Origin of the sequence: Tabrizicola sp., from assembly GCF_031377265.1 — a bacterium.
Taxonomy (GTDB): Bacteria; Pseudomonadota; Alphaproteobacteria; order Rhodobacterales; family Rhodobacteraceae; genus JAUYQR01.
The window spans coordinates 13,458-30,030 of sequence record NZ_JANMET010000147.1 but is presented as its reverse complement, the minus strand read 5'-3'; the positions used below and the strand labels follow the sequence as shown (position 1 = coordinate 30,030).

The window sequence follows — 16,573 nt, the reverse complement described above, 5'->3', positions numbered from 1 at the left end:
GATGATCTTCGCAGCTTTCTGGCCGCGGTTGACCCTACGGTTAAGGTGTTTCCGATCGGCGTCGGGTCCAACCTTATCGTGCGGGATGGTGGCCTCAGGGCTGTGGTGATCCGGCTGGGTCGGGGGTTCAACACGATAGAGATCCGGGATGATACGGTCATCGCTGGTGCGGCGGTGCTGGATGCGCATGTGGCGCGCAAAGCGGCGGAGGCCGGGTTGGACCTGACGTTTCTGCGCACCATTCCGGGGTCCGTTGGCGGTGCGGTGCGGATGAACGCGGGATGCTATGGGTCTTATGTGGCCGATCATCTGGTATCGGTGCGGGTGGTCGGACGCGACGGGCAGGTGACGGAGCTTGCCGCCAGCGCGCTGAACCTGCGTTATCGCCAGTCTGACGTGCCGGAGGGCGCGGTGATCGTTTCGGCCAGCTTCCGCGCCGTGCGCGGCGACCCTGCGGCACTGGACGCCCGGATGACCGACCAGATCGCAAGGCGGGACGCAAGCCAGCCCACCAAGGAGCGGTCAGCAGGGTCCACGTTTCGCAATCCGTTGGGCCGGTCTTCCACCGGTGCTGCGGATGACACGCACGAATTGAAGGCCTGGAAGGTGATCGACGAGGCCGGAATGCGGGGTGCCAAAAAGGGCGGGGCGCAGATGTCGCCGATGCATTCGAACTTTCTGATCAACACAGGGGGCGCGACTGCTGCCGATCTGGAAAGTCTGGGTGAAGAAGTGCGAAAAAAGGTTTTCCAACAGAGCGGTATCACGCTAGAGTGGGAAATCATGCGGGTAGGCGATCCCTAGGGGGTCTGGCCGCGTGAACAACAAGATCACGGGCCGCCAAAGGCTCGGATGAGGCAGAAGATGGCGGGCGCATCGAGCAGGATGCCCCTCAGGGTGGCGGTGTTGATGGGTGGATTTTCCGCAGAGCGGGAGGTCTCTCTTGTCTCAGGGCGCGAATGCGCCAAGGCACTCCGGGCGGCGGGATATCAGGTGATCGAGGTCGATTGCGACCGCGATTTGCCGTCGCGTCTGGCTGACATCAAACCCGACGTTGCCTTCAACGCCCTGCATGGCCGCTGGGGCGAGGATGGCTGCGTGCAGGGAATTCTGGAATGGCTGGGCATTCCGTACACGCATTCCGGGGTGCTTGCCTCGGCTGTTGCGATGGACAAGGCCAAGACCAAGGAAATCTATGCGGCAGCCGGTCTGCCTGTCGTCGAAAGCGTGATTGTCACGAAGGAGGCGGTCGAGGCGGGTCATGTCCTGCCGCCGCCCTATGTGGTGAAGCCGAACAACGAAGGCTCATCCGTGGGCGTCTACATCGTGCGCGAAGGGTCAAATGCGCCGCGTTTGGCGGCCACCATGCCCGCCACGGTGATGGTCGAAAGCTATGCGCCGGGACGTGAGTTGACGACCACGGTGATGGGCGACCGCGCGCTTTGCGTGACCGACATCCTTACGGACGGGTGGTACGACTACGACGCCAAGTACACGGTAGGCGGGTCGCGCCATGTGCTGCCCGCTGCGCTGCCCGAAGCGATTACCGCCGCCTGCATGGATTACGCCTTGCGCGCGCATCGTGCCCTGGGCTGCCGTGGTGTCAGCCGCACCGATTTTCGCTGGGATGAGGCGCGGGGTCTGGCCGGTCTGATCCTGCTGGAAACCAACACCCAGCCCGGCATGACGCCAACATCGCTTGCCCCCGAGCAGGCCGCACATCTGGGGATCAGCTTTCCCGATCTGTGCGCATGGATGGTGGAGGATGCATCATGCAACCGTTGACCGCCCGCCGGCACGACAGCCAACCGATCAGCCGCAACGTCACCCGCCGCGATCCGGCGCCAAGCCGCTGGGCGTACCGGATGCAACGGGTGATGCTGACGCCGTACCTGCGGACGATGATCCGCACCGGTTTGCCGACGCTTTTGGTCGTGGGTGCGATGGCGGTCTACTTTGCAAACGAAGCCAACCGCGCGGCCATAGTTGCCGCCGTGACCGACCTGCGCGACAAGTTCGAAGACCGCCCGGAATTCCGGGTATCGCTCGCCTCGGTCGAGGGCGCGTCGCCTGATCTTGCTGTGGCGGTGCGGGTCAAGCTGGGTATCGCGCTGCCAATGTCGTCGTTTGACATTGATCTTGATGCAGCGCGTCTGCGGATCGAGGCACTGGATGCGGTGAAGCAGGCCGAGTTGCGGGTGCGTTCCGGCGGTGTGTTGCAGGTTGTGATCACTGAACGCGTGCCGGTTGCAGTCTGGCGCACCGAGGACGGGTTGACCCTTGTTGACGAAAGCGGCCACCGCGTGGCGGGCCTTGTCGCGCGCACCGACCGGCCAGACCTGCCGGTCATCGCGGGCACCGGCGCCGACAAGGCCACGACCGAAGCGCTGGAACTTGTGGCCGCTGCAGGCCCGCTTGCCCCCCGGATTCGTGGGCTTGTGCGGATGGGAGAGCGGCGCTGGGACATCGTGCTGGACCGTGATCAGCGCATCCTTCTGCCGCAAAAGAACCCGATCAGCGCGTTGGAACGCCTGCTCGCGCTGGACCATGTGCAGGACATTCTGAACCGAGACCTGCTTGCTGTTGATCTTCGTAACGACCACCGCCCGGTGCTGCGCCTGACGCCCTATGCCTTGGGTGAACTGCGCCGCGCACAGGGCATTGAAACCGTGGAGAGCGAACTGTGACCGACCTGTACACCACTCAGCGTGCGATGCGGAACATGCGCCGGGCTGCAATGCAGCGCGGGGTGATTGCGATCCTCGATGTGGGGACTTCGAAAATCGCCTGTCTGATCCTGCGGTTTGACGGGCCGGACAAGCTGCGCGAACAGGATGGTGTCGGGCCGATGGCCGGGCAAAGCCAGTTCCGCGTGATCGGCGCCGCGACCACCCGGTCGCGTGGTGTGCGTTTTGGCGAAATCTCGGTGATGAACGAGACGGAGCGGGCGATCCGCACCGCCGTTCAGGCGGCGCAAAAGATGGCCAACGTGCGCGTCGATCACGTCATCGCCTGCTTTGCCGGGGCCGAACCGCGCAGCTATGGTCTGGCGGGAGAGCTGGATCTGCAAGACAGCGTGGTGACCGAACAAGACGTGGCCCGCGTACTGGCCGCCTGCGATGTGCCCGACATCGGGCAGGGGCGCGAGGTGCTGCACGCCCAGCCGGTCAACTTCGCGCTTGACCACCGGTCCGGCCTTGGCGATCCGCGCGGGCAGATCGGCAACCGGCTGACCTGTGACATGCATCTTCTGTCGGTGGACGGCGACGTGGTGCAGAACCTGCTTTACTGCATCAAGCGGTGCGATCTTGAACTGGCTGGGATTGCCTCATCGGCCTATGTTTCGGGGATATCGTCGCTGGTTGAAGACGAACAGGAACTCGGTTCGGCCTGCATCGATATGGGGGGCGGCGCGACGGGGCTTTCGGTCTTCATGAAGCGCCACATGATCTATGCCGACTCTGTGCGGATGGGGGGTGACCACATCACCTCCGACATCTCCAAGGGTCTGCAAATCCCGGTTGCTACGGCCGAGCAGATCAAGACCCGGCATGGCGGGCTTTACGCCACCGGCATGGACGACCGCGAGATGATCGACATCGGCGGCGACAGCGGCGACTGGGAAAAGGATCGCCGGCAGATCAGCCGGACCGAACTGATCGGGATCATGCGCCCGCGCGTCGAAGAGATTCTGGAAGAGGTGCGCGCACGGCTGGATGTGGCGGGATTTGACCATTTGCCAAGCCAGCAGATCGTGCTGACCGGCGGCTCCAGCCTGATCCCCGGGCTGGACGGCCTGGCATCGCGCATCCTGGGTCAGCGCGTCCGACTGGGGCGGCCGCTGCGCGTGCAGGGCCTGCCACAAGCGGCAACCGGCGCTGCTTTCGCCAGCGCAGTGGGGCTGTGCCTGTTTGCAGCGCACCCGCAGGATGAGTGGTGGGACTTCGAGATTCCTGCAGAGCGCTATCCGGCGCGGTCGATCCGGCGGGCCGTCAAATGGTTCAGGGACAACTGGTGAATACCATATTCAGATATGTTTGCGAGATACCGTCCTTTTCAGGCAACAAACCCCTATATTTTGACCCTGCCTCGACTTTTTCTCGTGACCTAGGGCCTCCTTGTGGATAGAATCGTGGATAAGTCGGTGAACAGGCGTTCGGACAGGCGCTGTTGACCACCGAAAAACAAAAGACGGCGTCATATAAAAAACGGACAGGCAAAACCCATGGCACTCAATCTGACGATGACCAATGAGCGTGAAGAGCTGAAGCCGCGGATCACCGTCTTCGGTGTAGGCGGGGCAGGCGGCAACGCCGTCAACAACATGATCGACAAGAACCTTGAGGGGGTCGAGTTTGTTGTGGCCAACACCGACGCGCAGGCGCTGCAACAAAGCCGCGCCCATGCGCGCATCCAGATTGGCGTCAAGGTAACCGAAGGTCTGGGCGCGGGGGCGCGGCCAACCGTCGGTGCCGCCGCCGCCGAGGAAACCATCGAAGAGATCGTGGATCATCTTGCCGGGGCGCACATGTGCTTCATCACCGCCGGAATGGGTGGCGGTACGGGCACTGGCGCTGCCCCGATCATCGCGCAGGCCGCGCGTGAGTTGGGCGTGCTGACGGTCGGTGTGGTGACCAAACCCTTCCAGTTCGAAGGCGCAAAACGCATGCGTCAGGCCGAAGAGGGTATCGAGGCGCTGCAGAAGGTGGTCGACACACTGATCATCATTCCGAACCAGAATCTGTTCCGGCTGGCCAACGAACGCACCACATTCACCGAAGCCTTCGCGATGGCCGACGACGTGCTGTATCAGGGCGTGAAAGGTGTCACCGATCTGATGGTGCGCCCCGGCCTGATCAACCTCGACTTTGCCGATGTCCGCGCCGTGATGGACGAAATGGGCAAGGCGATGATGGGCACTGGCGAAGCAACGGGCGATGACCGCGCCATTCAGGCTGCGGAAAAGGCGATTGCCAACCCGCTGCTTGACGAAATCTCGTTGCATGGCGCCAAGGGTGTGTTGATCAACATCACCGGCGGCCACGACCTGACCCTGTTCGAGCTGGACGAAGCGGCCAACATCATCCGCGAAAAGGTGGACCCCGATGCGAACATCATCGTTGGTTCCACGCTGGACACCTCGATGGAAGGACGCCTGCGCGTATCCGTCGTCGCCACCGGGATCGACGCCACCGCGGCCAGCCGTGCCGAGCCGCCGGTCACCCGCCGTTCGATGGCAACACCGCTGACGCTGCAGAACGCACAGAACGAAGTGCGCCGCCCAGCACCGCAGCCGGCCCCAGTGCAGGTTGCAGAAGAGCTGCAGCCAGAGGTCGCGATGGCGGAAAGTACAGATCTGTTTGATGCGACAACGGCGTCAATCGAAGAAGGCGATGCCAGCGTTACCGATGATCTGCCACCGCCGGTCTATCGCCCACAGGCGGTGACCCCAACGCCGGCGCTACGGCCGACCCCGGCTTCGATCGAGGCGGACGCCGCAGATTTCGTGGCACCCCGTCCGCGCCCCGCTGGGCAGCCTTCAGCCGAAGCGCTGGCCCGGCTGCAAGCCGCCGTCAGCCGTGCACCTGCCGCCAGCACGCCCCGCCCAAGCGGCGCACCGGTTGCTCCACGCGCCGCGCAACTACAGCCCGCTGCAGTTGGGCAAAAGCCACGCTTCGGAATCGGTTCGCTGATCAACCGGATGGCCGGTCACATGGAAACCCCGGCAGACCGCCAGATGCCGCAAGCCAGCCGCCAGCAGCCGCCGGTGACCGCCTACGACGATGAGCAGGAATTGAGCGCAGATCAGGAGCGGATCGAGATCCCCGCGTTCCTGCGCCGTCAGGCAAACTGATAGCCGAACGCAGAAGCATAAAGGAAAAGGCCCGGACTTCCGGGCCTTTTCTGATTTCTATCAATGCGTTGAGCGGAATTCGCAGCTTGTCACATACCGTTGCAAAGCGTGAGTTGAGCTTCGTGGCCTGGCCGTTTACGGGTAGCTAACGACCAAGAGGACAAGTCCCCTTGTTCTCATGAGGTAAAGTAAGACGTGCAGAACACTCTAAGATCCGCAGCTACATTCATCGGCGTCGGCTTGCACAGCGGCGCCCAGGTGCGCATGGTCGTGCGCCCGGCTTCGGCGGATTATGGCATCTGGTTTCGCCGGGTTGATGTTCTTGACCGGGATGCCATGATCCCCGCGCGCTGGGATGCAGTGGTGCCATCGCGCCTGTGCACGCTGGTCGAAAACGCAGCCGGCGTTTCCGTGTCCACCATCGAGCATGTGATGGCAGCACTTGCCGGCTCTGCCATCCACAACGCGCTGATCGAAATCGACGGACCCGAAGTGCCGATTCTTGATGGATCCGCCGTGCCGTTTGTCGAGGTGTTTCTGGCGCGCGGCTTGCGCGAGCAGGCGGCGCCGGTTCGTGCAATTCGGGTGCTGAAGACGGTCGAAGTTCAGGATGGCGAGGCCACCGCGCGTCTGGAACCCGCCGAAATGCTGGAGATCGACTTCCGGATTTCATTTGCGGAGTCCGCGATCGGCACCCAGACCCGTAGCCTGAACATGGCAAACGGTGCCTTCGTGCGCGAACTTTCCGATAGCCGCACCTTCTGCCGTCAATCTGATGTCGATGCCATGCGGGAACGCGGGCTTGCCCTTGGCGGGACGCTGGAGAACGCGGTTGTTTTCAACGGCGATGCGGTGGTTTCACCCGGCGGTTTGCGCCATTCGGATGAACCCGTGCGCCACAAGATGCTGGACGCGCTGGGCGATCTGGCGCTGGCCGGTGGCCCGCTGCTGGGCCGTTATACCGGCGACCGTGCGGGTCATGCGCTGACCAACCGCCTGTTGCACGCGCTGTTCGCCGACAGCGAGGCGTTTTGTATGGTGGATTGCGGCCCGCAAACCGTTGGCAAACTGCCCGGAGTAGGCGTTCGTCGCGGTGATATTCCACTTCGGCGCTAAGGACTTCCTCACCCAGCACGAAAAGTGACGAAAGGCGTTTTGCGCCCCGGATTTTTCTGTGCTAGGACACATGTAAATGGCCTGAGCGGCACGCCCTTCGGGGCACCGGATCGCAAACAAGCGGGACGGGCTGCTGAGTCGGGCAGCAGGTTTGGATAGGCGGAATATGGCAGGCGGAAGGTCCGGCAGACGGTTGCTAAGTACGGCGCTTCTGGTTGCATTGCTCGCGGGTTGCGCGGGCGGCGGACCAAAAGAACGCGCGCTTGACACCTACACAGCCGAGGAAATCTACAAGCAGGGCGAGTTGGAGTTGGAAACCGGCAAGAAGCCGGAGGCCGCGTTGCGCTATTTCCAAGAGGTAGAGCGGCTCTACCCCTACACCGAATACGCCAAGCGGGCCCTGATCATGCAGGCATTCACACTGCACAAGGCCAAGGAATACGAAGAGGCGCGCGCGGCGTCGCAGCGGTTCCTCGACTTTTACCCGGGCGACGAGGATGCGCCCTATGCGCTCTACCTGATGGCGCTTAGCTACTATGATCAGATCGACGACGTCGGTCGGGATCAGGGCCTGACGTTCCAGGCGCTGGTCGGTATGCGCGATGTGATCGAAACCTATCCTGACAGCGAATATGCGCGATCTGCCATCCTGAAGTTCGAGTTGGCGTTTGACCAGCTTGCTGCCAAGGAAATGGAAATCGGCCGCTATTACCTCAAGCGCCGCCACTACACCGCTGCCATCAACCGCTTCCGGTCGGTGGTGCAGGATTTCCAGACCACCAGCCACACCGCAGAAGCGCTGCACCGGTTGGTCGAATGCTATCTTGCCCTTGGCCTGAACGACGAAGCGCAGACTGCCGCAGCCATTCTGGGTTACAACTACCAGTCTTCGCCGTTCTATGACGACGGCTTCCGTCTGCTGAAAGGCAAGGGCCTCAGCCCCGAAGCCAAAGGCGACAGCTGGTTGCGGCAGGTCTATCGCCAGATGATCCGGGGCGAATGGTTGTGAGGGGGATGGGCGGATCGCCCATCCGACGGGGCCGCCATGCTTGTCTCGCTTGATATCCGCGATGTGCTGATCATCGACCGGCTTAGCCTTGATCTGGGCGCAGGTTTGAATGTGCTGACGGGCGAAACCGGCGCCGGAAAATCCATCTTGCTGGATGCGCTTGGGTTTGTGCTGGGCTGGCGCGGACGGGCGGAACTGGTGCGCCAAGGGGCGACCCAAGGCGAGGTGACGGCGGTTTTCGATGTCGCACCCGGCCACGCGGTCGAAGCCGTGCTTGCCGAAGCCGGGATCGAGGCGGAGGGAGAGTTGATCCTGCGCCGCGTCAACTTTGCCGATGGCCGCAAGACCGCCTATGTCAATGATCGCCGCGTTTCGGGCGAGGTGTTGCGCGATCTGTCCGACCATCTGGTGGAACTGCACGGCCAGCATGATGACCGCGGCTTGTTGAACCCAAGGGGGCACCGCGCGCTGCTGGACAGTTTCGCGGCCCTTGACCTGACCCGGTTGCGTGCGGCATGGGTCGCGCAACGCGTGGCCAGACAGGCGTTGAGCGAGGCCGAAGCGGCGCTGGCGCGGGCAGCCGCAGATGAAGATTTCCTGCGCCACGCGGTGGCTGAACTTGACAAGCTGAACCCCGAACCCGGTGAAGAAGCAAGTTTGGATGCGCGCCGTCGCCTGATGCAAAGTGCCGCGCGCATTCGCGATGACGTGGCCAAGGCTTTGGCTGCGCTGTCCGAAGATGGTGCCGAGGGGCGGATGCGTGATGCGATGCGCTGGCTGGACGGGGCGGCCGACAAGGCTGATGGCGCGCTTGACCCCGCCATGGCCGCGCTGAACCGGGCACTGATCGAACTGTCTGAAGCGCAAGCCGGGGTTGAGGCGACGCTGCGGGCGCTGGACTTCAACCCATCAGAGCTTGAGGCGCAGGAAGAACGCCTGTTCGCCATCCGCGCATTGGCCCGCAAGCATGGTGTGCTGCCCGATGATCTGGGTGGTTTTGCTGCTGAACTACGGGCGCGGCTTGCGGCGCTTGAGGGTGGCGTGGCAGGCATTGGCCGCCTGCAAAAGGCGGTGGCCGAGGCTGAAGCCGCCTATGCCAACGAAGCCGCAGCCGTTTCCGCCGCGCGCCGCGCTGCCGCAATCCGGCTGGATGCCGCGATGGCCGCAGAACTGGCACCGCTGAAAATGGAACGCGCCGTTTTCGTGACCGAATTCGCGCCCGGCGATCCGGGGCCCGAGGGCACCGATGCCGTCACCTTTACCGTCGCCACCAACCCCGGTGCGCCGTCCGGTCCCTTGAACCGCATTGCCTCGGGGGGGGAACTCAGCCGGTTTCTGCTGGCGCTGAAAGTGTGTCTGACCGGCGATTCGCCCGGCCTGACCCTGATTTTTGACGAGATCGACCGGGGGGTCGGCGGGGCGACCGCCGATGCTGTCGGGCGGCGGCTGAAGGCACTGGCGTCAGGTGCCCAGGTTCTGGTGGTGACCCATTCGCCGCAGGTCGCGGCTTTCGGGGCGCATCACTGGCGGGTTGAAAAGCGGGTAGTCGCAGATCAGACCCTGTCATCGGTCACCGCATTGAACGCCACCGACCGGGTGGAAGAAATCGCCCGGATGCTGGCCGGCGACACGGTGACCGAGGCCGCCCGCGCCGCAGCAAGGGCGCTGCTTCTGGTCTGACCCATGCGAGAACTGCATGACGGGTTCCCGCACATACACCTGTCGTGCCGCACTGCAGCATCCTACATTCCACAAGGAATAGAAGGAGTAAGCAGATGCGCAGTTTTCTTGATCGTTTGTTTGGTCAACGTGTTGTCCCCACCGTGGCCGAGGCGGAACGGGCATATCTGAACGCGTCCGTCTCGCGCTTTGATCTGGAACGCCGCCAGCGCGAGATTGACCTCGGGCTGTTTCGCAACCGGTCATTCGGCGTTCTGGGCTAATCAGTCTGGGGCACCAGTTTGCCGGGGTTCATCAGGTCAAGCGGGTCCAGCGCCCGCTTTATCGCCCCCATCACGGACCATGCTTCACCGTGTTCTGCTGCCATGTAGGGCAGTTTTCCGAACCCGACCCCGTGTTCGCCGGTGATCGTGCCACCCAAGCGCAGTGCCCGCGCCGCCATTCTGGCGGCAAGGTCTTTGGCGGTGGCAATTTCGGCGGCATCGTCGGGCTCGACCAGCAAGATCGCATGGAAATTTCCGTCACCCACATGGCCCAGGATCGGCCCGGGAATGCCTGACGCGGCAATATCGTTGCGGGTTTCCTCCACGGCGCGTGCAAGGGCCGAGATTGGCACGCAGACATCGGTGACGATGGCCCTGGCACCAGGGCGCGACGCAAGGATCGCCGGGTAGGCCTGGTGCCGCATCTTCCACAATCGGTTGCGGTCCTCCTGCGCCTCGGCCCAGCGAAAATCGCCCGCGCCAAAGCTGGTGGCAAGCTCTTGAAACCTTGCCGCATCTTCGGCCACGCTGGCCGGACTGCCGTGAAATTCGAGCAGAAGTTGCGGCGCAGCGGGCAGGTTGGTGCCGGAATAGGCGTTGCAGGCGGCAACGGTGGCGGGGTCCAGAAACTCGATCCGCGCCGCAGGTATCCCCATCTGGATCGCCGCAATCACGCAATCCACCGCAGCCTCAAGCGTGGCAAAGACCGCCACGGCGGCAGACACCGCCTCGGGCAGACCATGCAGGCGCAGGGTCAATTCGGTGATCAGCCCCAAGGTGCCCTCAGACCCCACGAACAGCGCTGTCAGATCATACCCGGCCGAAGATTTCGGCGCGCCAGACCCGGTGCGGATCACCCGGCCATCGGCCAGCACCACCTCCAGCGCCACCACATTGGCGCGCATCGTGCCATAGCGCACCGCAGTCGTGCCCGAGGCCCGCGTCGCGGCCATCCCACCGATCGAGGCATTCGCCCCCGGATCGACCGGGAAGAACATCCCCGTTGTGCGCAGGTCCAGATTCAGCGCCTCGCGTGTCAGGCCCGGCTGAACCCGCACCAGCCGGTCTTCGGGCCGCACTTCCAGCACGCCGGCCATGTTGCGAAAGTCGACAGAGATGCCGCCCTGCAAGGCCAAGGCATGCCCTTCCAGCGACGTGCCGGCCCCCCAGCCGATCAACGGCAGACGGTGCCGGGTTGCAATCTGCGTCAGGGCAACAACCTCGGCGGTGCTGTTGGGAAACACCACGGCATCCGGCAGGCCCGCAGTCATCAGGCTTTCGCTTTGCCCGTGTTCGGCCAACACGGCTGCGGACACTGAAAGGCGGTTGCCGAACAGGGTTTGCAGGTCGGATCTGGCGGCAGGGGTCATCATGTTGCCATCCTAAGGGCATTCGACCGCACAACAAACCGGGAAAATCGCCGCAGTGGGGTGGTCCTTTTTGGCGCGTTCCGCTAAGCAACGTGCATCCAACCCTAGCCTTGGAGGGGCCATGAAAGCCGCCGTCGTCACCTTTCCCGGATCGAACTGCGACCGTGACCTTGCCGTGGCTTTTGAAAGCGCGGGGTTTGAGGTTGCACGGGTCTGGCACAAGGACAGCGCGCTGCCCGAAGGGGTGGATGTGGTGGGAATTCCGGGTGGCTTTTCCTTTGGCGATTACCTGCGCTGCGGCGCCATCGCGGCACAGTCGCCGATTGGGGCCGCAGTACGGGCCCATGCGGCCAAGGGCCGCTATGTTCTGGGTATCTGCAACGGCTTTCAAGTCCTGACCGAAATGGGCTTGCTTCCCGGTGTGTTGATGCGCAATGCCGCGCTGAAATTCGTGTGCCGCACGGTTCCGCTGAAGGTGGCCACGACGGCCAGCGCCTTTACCTCGACTTATGGCGCGGGGCAGGAAATCCGGGTGCCGATTGCGCATCACGATGGCAACTACACCATCGATGCCGAAGGCCTGCGGCGGCTTATGGCGGAAGATCGCATTGCCTTTACCTACGCCGCCAATCCGAATGGGTCGATGGCGGATATCGCCGGTGTATTGTCGGAAAACCGCCGTGTCCTGGGGATGATGCCGCACCCCGAACGCGCGATCGATCCGGCCCTTGGCGGATCGGATGGCCGCGGCCTGTTTGCCGCGCTGATGGGCGGGATGGCGCTGGCCTGAGCCGCATGTGCTTGAGGCCGCCTAACCGCGCGCCTACTCTTTCGCAATGACAAGCGCCCAGGCCACAGACCTTGACAGCAGTGCCGAAGGATTGCCCTGGCGTGTGAAAATCGCCGTCGGCTTTTTGCTGTTGGTCGCGGTTGGCGTGGTCCTGGTGTCCAACCGGCTGTTGACTGACCGCTACGTCGACGACACGCGCAACCGCGCCGAGGTCAGGCTGGCGCTGTACACCGGGAACCTGATGGCGGAACTTCAGCGGACCTCAGTGGTGCCGCTGCTGCTGGCGCGGGATCCCGATCTGGTGACAGCCTTGCAGGACGGGGATTTTTCCACCACTTCGGCCAAGCTTATTGCGCTGCAGGCGGAAATCGGGGTCGCCTCGATCCGGTTGGTTGATGGTGACGGGCGCGTGGTCGGGGCCACCAACCGCAACGTACTGGGCACCAGTTACAAGGCCGAACCCTACTTCGTTGATGCGCAAAGAACGTTGGAAACCGTCTTTACCGCCGTGCGCCGTGAAGCGGGCGGTTACGATTTCACCTATTCGCGCAGCATCATGTCGGACGCCAAGTCGGTGGGTGTCATCGTCGTGTCGGTCGACCTGATGAAATATGAACGGGCCTGGTCCGGTCTTCAGGATGCGGTGCTGGTCACCAACAGCGAAGGCACCGTGTTGCTGGCAACCGAACCGCGCTGGCGTGGCCTGACGGTGGACGAAGCACTTGCGCTTCGTGATCCGCCATCCGCAATCGACCGGGCTTTGCAGGTGACGACCGACTGGGTGCAAATGCCCGCCGACGCCTATGTCCGCGGTGAAGCCGTGATGAAGACCGAGGCGCGGGTGCCGTTCCGTGGCTGGCGCATTCAAACCTTCACCGCCTACAATTCGGTGCGCGAACAGGTGAACGGCATCCTTGCACTGGAGATCATGGGCTTCGCCATCCTGATGGCCTTTACCTTCTACATCCTGTCGCGCCGGGCTTTGTCACAGTCGCTGTTGTTCCAGCGCGAATCCGCAGAACTGCGGACGCTGAATGCGCGGCTTCAGCGCGAGATTGCCGAACGCGAGAAGGTTCAGAAAGATCTGGCCGTGGCCGAACTGACCCTCGCACAATCGTCCAAGCTGGCGGCGTTGGGCGAGATGTCGGCGGCAGTCAGCCACGAATTGAACCAGCCGCTGGCTGCGATGAAAACCTATCTCGCCGGCGCACGTCTGTTGTTGCAGCGCAAGCGTCTGGAAGAGGCGCTGTCCAGCTTTCAACGCATCGATGATCTGATCGAGCGGATGGGTGCTATCACCCGACAGTTGAAGTCTTACGCGAGGAAAGGCGGCGAAGCCTTTGAAGCAGTGGATCTTCGCGCTTGCGTGTCGTCCGCGCTGTCGATGATGGAACCACAATTGAAGGCGCGCATTGTAAAGATAACGCGGGGCCTACCCCGTCAATCAGTGATGGTTATGGCTGACCGGATCCGCCTGGAGCAGGTGATCATCAACCTTTTGCGCAATGCGCTTGACGCGACCAAGGATACCGAAAACCCGCAGATCGACATTCTGTTGTCGGCGGGCGAGACGGCGACTTTGACGGTCCGAGACAATGGTCATGGGATCGCCGAACTCGATAATCTGTTCGAGCCGTTCTACACCACCAAGAAACCGGGCGAGGGCGTTGGCCTTGGTCTGGCGATATCAAGCGGCATCGTGACCGACCTTGGCGGCAGGCTGACCGCTCGCAACAGCGAGACGGGCGGTGCGGTGTTCGAGATGCAGTTGCCGATACTCGGCAAAACACAAGAAGCAGCAGAATGAGGGTTCCATGGCACGGGCAATGAAGGTCGCTATTGTCGACGATGAAGCGGACATGCGGCAATCCATCAGCCAATGGCTGGCCCTGTCGGGGTTCGACACCGAAACCTACGCCAGCGCCGAAGATGCGTTGAAGGTGATCGGACCGGAGTTTCAGGGCGTCGTGGTCAGCGACATCAAGATGCCGGGGATGGACGGCATGGCGTTTCTAAAGCGGTTGATGAGCCAGGATTCCGGCCTTCCGGTGATCATGATCACCGGCCACGGCGACGTGCCGATGGCGGTTGAGGCGATGCGGGTGGGGGCGTTCGACTTCCTCGAAAAGCCGTTCAACCCTGACCGGATGACCGAACTGGCAAAGCGGGCCACCCAGGCGCGGCGGATGACGCTGGACAACCGGGCCCTGCGCAAGGAGTTGTCTGACGGGTCAGTGCTGATGAAAAAGCTGATCGGTTCGTCCCAGGCGATGGACCGGCTGCGCGAGGATATCCTCGATCTTGGTCAGGCTGACAGCCATGTGCTGATCGACGGCGAGACGGGAACCGGCAAGACGCTGGTGGCGCATGCCCTGCATGCAGTAGGGCCGCGGGCGTCGAAGAAGTTCGTGACCATCTCTTGCGCCGCTTGGGGCGAGGATCAGCTGGCCGCGCGGCTGTTTGGCCCGGCCGAAGATGGCACCGTGCCCCTGGTCGAGGAAGCGCGCGGCGGCACGCTGTGCCTTGAGGATATCGAAGCGCTGAGCCACTCGCTGCAATCGCGGTTGTTGACGGTGATCAATGATCAGGGGGCGCCGCCGGAAACCCGGATCATCGCGATCTGCAACCAGCATGCCCCCGACACGACGCTGGAGGCGGTGCTGCGGCCGGATCTGTTCTATCGGCTGGGGGCAATGACGATCCTGTTGCCGCCGCTGCGCAGCCGGGGCGAGGATATCTTGCAGCTGTTCACCCGGATGAGCGAGGGCTTTGCCGAGGAATACGGCTGCGATGCCCCGCAGGTGACGGCGCAGGAGGCGGCACAGCTGTTGCAGGCGCCGTGGCCGGGAAATGTGCGGCAGCTGGTCAATATTGCGGAGCGGGCGGTGCTGCAGAACCGGCGCGGGTCGGGGTCGATCGCCAGCCTTTTGATGGCCGACAACGAGGCCTCGGGCCCGGCGCTGACCACGGAGGGCAAGCCGTTGAAGGATTATGTCGAGGCGTTCGAGAGGATGTTGATCGACAATACAATGCGGCGGCACAAGGGGTCGATCGTGGCGGTGATGGAGGAGCTTTGCCTGCCGCGCCGGACCCTGAACGAGAAGATGGCCAAGTACGGGCTGACGCGGTCCGACTATGTGTGATGTCCACGCGTGGACAAAAACCTAAGCCATTGAATTAAAAGAATTGTGGTCGGCGGAATTAACCTTTTGGAAAGAGTTTCCGCCGGCTGCGCGCCGTGGAGTGCGGTGCGAGGTTCACTGAAGTCGCCCCGTCTTCCCCTTATTTGTCCAGTGGTAAGAACGTCGGAAATCCTGACCTTTCTCTCTAGCTTTACACTGCCTAGACCAGCGCTAGAACCCCACGGAACGCCGTGACAGGGCAGACATGGAGAGACTGAAATGCATCGGGCCGTATTGGTTTCAGGAATGGTTTTCGCACAGGCGATCACGCTTGCACATTCGGCGCGGGCCGAGGGCAGCGGCCCGTTTTCGTTTTCTGGGACGCTGGGAGGTATCTATGCCCCGACTTACGAAGGGTCTGACACTTCGGAAGGCGGCGCGCTGATCGACTTCAACGTCAGCATCCGCGACGGGCTGTTCTTTGCGGGCACCCGTGGGATTGGCTTTGCGCCGATCAACACCGAGACGATGAGTGTCAAGCTGGCCATCGGCTATGGCGGCGAACGCAAGATGGAGGATGATCCGACAAATCTGTCCGGTCTGGGCGACATTGACGGTGAGGCGCTGGCAATCGTGTCTGGGGAATACCGGATCGGCCAGATCAGTTTTGGCGCTGAACTCAAGGGCGGACAGGACTACGGCGCCACCGTTGACTTCAAGGTCAGCACCGGCGTTGAATGCACCGACCGTATCACCCTTGGCGGCGAAATCAGCGCAACCTATGCCGACGACAGTCACATGCAGCGCTATTTCGGGGTTACGGCGGCGCAATCTGCGGCTTCGGGCAAGGCGGTCTATGGTGCCGGTTCAGGGATCAAATCGGCAGGCGTCGGCGTTTCGGTCAGTTTTGCGGTGACACAAGCGACGTCCATCGATTTTGGCGCGCGATATGACAGGCTGATGGGCGATGCGGGCAACAGCCCGATCACCCAGGACAAAGGCCAAACGAGTGCGTTCCTGGGCGTGTCCACCCAGTTTTGAGCGCCACGGCCCGAACCGATTTGCCCTTTTGGTTCGGGCCAACCTTTGCTGCCCTGCGGATTGCGCGGGCGCGCAGCTGACAAAATTGACCATTGTCTTTTGTTCTTTTTTCCCGATAGGGTCGCGGCAGGCGCAGGCTTGCTTGCGCCCAGGAATTCAATGTGAAAACGGACCCGGCGCCCTATGCGTGCTGCCAGTTTCACACTCGGATCGGCCGAAAGGTCGGAGAATTGCCCGCTAAGTCATTGATGATGCGGGCTTTAACAGGTGAGCGGCTGTGAGGCCGTTCAAACGTGAACCGCGATGATGCGAGCGACATCGGCAATAG

Annotated in this window: 14 protein-coding genes; 13 read left to right on the top strand and 1 reads right to left on the bottom strand. The window is 62.7% G+C overall.

Annotated elements, in window-relative coordinates; translation table 11 throughout:
• From murB to RMO18_RS08390, 9 genes are all read left to right on the top strand, one after another.
• Positions 1-804 (top strand): UDP-N-acetylmuramate dehydrogenase (gene murB / locus RMO18_RS08430; RefSeq protein ID WP_309665211.1); only part of this gene is annotated, 804 nt, incomplete at its 5' end.
• 60 nt (positions 805-864) lie between these two features.
• The gene (locus RMO18_RS08425) at positions 865-1,785 is read left to right on the top strand and encodes a D-alanine--D-alanine ligase (RefSeq protein WP_309665209.1); all 921 of its coding nucleotides are present in this window, start codon (positions 865-867) and stop codon (positions 1,783-1,785) included.
• Positions 1,773-2,687, top strand: a complete 915-nt coding sequence (locus RMO18_RS08420; RefSeq protein WP_309665207.1) for a cell division protein FtsQ/DivIB — start codon at positions 1,773-1,775, stop codon at positions 2,685-2,687. Before RMO18_RS08425 ends, RMO18_RS08420 begins: the two co-directional genes overlap by 13 nt.
• Entirely contained in the window at positions 2,684-4,018 is a 1,335-nt protein-coding gene (gene ftsA, locus RMO18_RS08415) for a cell division protein FtsA (protein ID WP_309665205.1), read from the top strand. The genes RMO18_RS08420 and ftsA overlap by 4 nt, the downstream gene beginning before the upstream one ends.
• A 207-nt stretch (positions 4,019-4,225) precedes the next feature.
• Positions 4,226-5,854 carry a cell division protein FtsZ gene (ftsZ, locus tag RMO18_RS08410; RefSeq protein WP_309665203.1) on the top strand — a complete coding sequence of 543 codons (1,629 nt, stop codon included), beginning with the start codon at positions 4,226-4,228 and terminating at the stop codon, positions 5,852-5,854.
• A gap of 195 nt (positions 5,855-6,049) precedes the next feature.
• The gene (gene lpxC, locus RMO18_RS08405) at positions 6,050-6,970 is read left to right on the top strand and encodes a UDP-3-O-acyl-N-acetylglucosamine deacetylase (RefSeq protein ID WP_309665201.1); all 921 of its coding nucleotides are present in this window, start codon (positions 6,050-6,052) and stop codon (positions 6,968-6,970) included.
• A gap of 166 nt (positions 6,971-7,136) precedes the next feature.
• A complete protein-coding gene (locus tag RMO18_RS08400) occupies positions 7,137-7,979 on the top strand; it encodes an outer membrane protein assembly factor BamD (protein ID WP_309665200.1) in 843 nt (280 codons plus the stop codon).
• A 36-nt stretch (positions 7,980-8,015) separates the two neighbouring features.
• On the top strand, positions 8,016-9,659 hold the full coding sequence (gene recN / locus RMO18_RS08395; protein WP_309665198.1) for a DNA repair protein RecN: 1,644 nt from the start codon (positions 8,016-8,018) through the stop codon (positions 9,657-9,659).
• A gap of 95 nt (positions 9,660-9,754) precedes the next feature.
• Positions 9,755-9,922: a DUF3563 family protein gene (locus RMO18_RS08390; RefSeq protein WP_309665197.1), complete on the top strand. Its 168-nt coding sequence runs from the start codon at positions 9,755-9,757 to the stop codon at positions 9,920-9,922.
• On the opposite strand, the gene RMO18_RS08385 is transcribed toward RMO18_RS08390, so the two are convergent.
• Positions 9,919-11,295 (bottom strand): FAD-linked oxidase C-terminal domain-containing protein, encoded by a 1,377-nt coding sequence (locus tag RMO18_RS08385; RefSeq protein ID WP_309665195.1) that lies wholly within the window; start codon positions 11,293-11,295, stop codon positions 9,919-9,921. The genes RMO18_RS08390 and RMO18_RS08385 overlap by 4 nt on opposite strands.
• Positions 11,296-11,413: 118 nt before the next feature.
• Here RMO18_RS08385 and purQ point away from each other — a divergent pair, with 118 nt between their 5' ends.
• The 4 genes from purQ (at position 11,414) to RMO18_RS08365 (ending at position 16,245) form a co-directional block, all read left to right on the top strand.
• Positions 11,414-12,082, top strand: coding sequence for a phosphoribosylformylglycinamidine synthase subunit PurQ (gene purQ, locus RMO18_RS08380; RefSeq protein ID WP_309665194.1), 669 nt, complete (start codon positions 11,414-11,416; stop codon positions 12,080-12,082).
• A gap of 46 nt (positions 12,083-12,128) precedes the next feature.
• Positions 12,129-13,889 carry an ATP-binding protein gene (locus tag RMO18_RS08375; protein ID WP_309665192.1) on the top strand — a complete coding sequence of 587 codons (1,761 nt, stop codon included), beginning with the start codon at positions 12,129-12,131 and terminating at the stop codon, positions 13,887-13,889.
• 7 nt (positions 13,890-13,896) lie between these two features.
• A complete protein-coding gene (locus RMO18_RS08370) occupies positions 13,897-15,225 on the top strand; it encodes a sigma-54 dependent transcriptional regulator (RefSeq protein ID WP_309665191.1) in 1,329 nt (442 codons plus the stop codon).
• Positions 15,226-15,483: 258 nt separating this feature from the next.
• Positions 15,484-16,245 carry a MipA/OmpV family protein gene (locus RMO18_RS08365; RefSeq protein WP_309665189.1) on the top strand — a complete coding sequence of 254 codons (762 nt, stop codon included), beginning with the start codon at positions 15,484-15,486 and terminating at the stop codon, positions 16,243-16,245.
• The last annotated feature ends 328 nt before the right edge of the window (positions 16,246-16,573 follow it).